Annotated in this window: 4 protein-coding genes; all 4 read right to left on the bottom strand. The window is 53.9% G+C overall.

Features of this window, described 5'->3' with window-relative positions; genetic code table 11:
* Positions 1 to 621: ATP-binding protein (locus tag ABEV74_RS04665; RefSeq protein WP_430143758.1), on the bottom strand; the 621-nt coding region annotated here is incomplete at its 3' end.
* Between the two features lie 11 nt (positions 622 to 632).
* The gene (locus ABEV74_RS04660) at positions 633 to 914 is read right to left on the bottom strand and encodes a hypothetical protein (RefSeq protein WP_430143756.1); all 282 of its coding nucleotides are present in this window, start codon (positions 912 to 914) and stop codon (positions 633 to 635) included.
* Between the two features lie 28 nt (positions 915 to 942).
* Complete coding sequence (locus ABEV74_RS04655) at positions 943 to 1,131, bottom strand: hypothetical protein (protein WP_430143755.1); 189 nt, start codon at positions 1,129 to 1,131, stop codon at positions 943 to 945.
* 142 nt (positions 1,132 to 1,273) lie between these two features.
* Positions 1,274 to 1,405, bottom strand: a complete 132-nt coding sequence (locus ABEV74_RS04650) for a hypothetical protein (RefSeq protein ID WP_430143753.1) — start codon at positions 1,403 to 1,405, stop codon at positions 1,274 to 1,276.
* Positions 1,406 to 1,448: the final 43 nt, after the last annotated feature.

Raw genomic sequence — 1,448 nt, 5'->3', positions numbered from 1 at the left:
CGCCGCAAGCATCTTGCGGTGTCCTTCAAGCGTCCGTTCTCCCAGCAGCCCCGTCAACTCGGATAACTCCGGGTTGCTGGTGATGACCTCGGCGTCCGATACGTCACCGCAAACCTCGATCAGGATTTTGCGGCGCTCCTGCCATTTCAAGACTTCGTTGAAATAGGACGGATTGGTCAGGAGCTTAAACAGGTCCTCATCGACGATCGAGCTCACCACATCGGCATACTCCGACTTTTTGACCGGCACCCCATCGACGTAGTAGTCCGTCGTGTGCCCGGTAAACTCGGCCGTAACGGCCCCGCGCTTCTTGGTCCATTTTTCCGAAAACACCTTACGGAGCGTTCGGTGCTTGCCGTTGACGAGCAGCACGACCTCGACCTCATGGTTTGTTCCGTGCTCCAGCACCTTGCCGTCGGGCCCGAGCGTTTTAATCTCGAAGTCCTTCTTGTTCTGGCTGTCCTTGTCGAACAGGGCCCACGTAAAGGCGTCGAACAGAGTCGTCTTTCCCACGGCATTGTCGCCGTATATGTCTACGTTTTCGCCGTCGGCATCCAATCGGAAATCCCGAATGCCCTTGAAATTCCGGAGCGTCAGGGAAATCAGTTCGATTTTTTTCACGTCCCCACCCCCTACAGCTCCGCGAGCTCAGCTTCGAGCCGCCTGATTTCCTTCAATGCGAGATCGATAAAAACTTTCACCAGGTTGGCAACCAATTCAGCAGTAAACTGGTTTTTGATTTTTTCATCGTCCCACGTCCCAACGCGAACATTCGGTACCCGCAAGGCACAAAATTCGATGCCATATGTTCGCTTTACCCGCTCGATTTCTATGGTAAGATGTTCAATACGATTTACGATTGCTCTCGCTTTCTTCGCCCTCTCTTCGAGGTATTCCAGCGTTTTCCGGTCCATTGCCGGCCCTCCTTTTGAAAATTAAGTTTCAAACCGTCATCGTGACCGCGCCCATTGCCCGCGCCATGCACTTACAAGAGCAATACCATTCGTTCCCACGTTTCCAGATTTTCTGTCCGGCATAGATCGGCGGCAGGCACTCGTCATACTCGCATTCGCCGATCGGGTCCACCGGCTTCTCCTGCGGGTCCGGCAATCCTTGCTCAAACCGGTCCATCAGACCCACTCCTCTGCAGAGTATTTGAAATTGATTCGCAGCATTTCCGCCTTGAGCGCTGCCCTAACCTCCCGGTTAGGCTCATCGAGGTAGCGATCGTAAAGCTACATGTACCGGTCGAAATCTCGTTGCTGTTCTGGAGTTAAGCGAGGTACGCTACCCATGTGCCGATCACCACCCGGCGAACGAACTCCTCGAATGTGATCTGGTAGCGCTCGCCGATTTGAAAATGAACGAAATATTCACCGAGCTTGTCGAGCCGATCATCCGGCATTGTCATCGCCCTCCGTTTCCCGCAAGATTCGCGCCGTCATGGA

This window comes from Paenibacillus cisolokensis (assembly GCF_050481165.1).
Taxonomy (GTDB): domain Bacteria; phylum Bacillota; class Bacilli; order Paenibacillales; family Paenibacillaceae; genus Paenibacillus_AH; species Paenibacillus_AH cisolokensis.
The sequence above is the reverse complement of the archived record's forward strand: the minus strand, read 5'-3'. Positions and strand labels throughout refer to the sequence as shown.

Excerpts from the sequence above, each read along its gene's own strand:
- ABEV74_RS04660 (WP_430143756.1), bottom strand. The coding sequence starts at position 914 with ATGGACCGGAAAACGCTGGAATACCTCGAAGAGAGGGCGAAGAAAGCG.
- ABEV74_RS04655 (WP_430143755.1), bottom strand. The coding sequence starts at position 1,131 with ATGGACCGGTTTGAGCAAGGATTGCCGGACCCGCAGGAGAAGCCGGTG.
- ABEV74_RS04650 (WP_430143753.1), bottom strand. The coding sequence starts at position 1,405 with ATGCCGGATGATCGGCTCGACAAGCTCGGTGAATATTTCGTTCATTTT.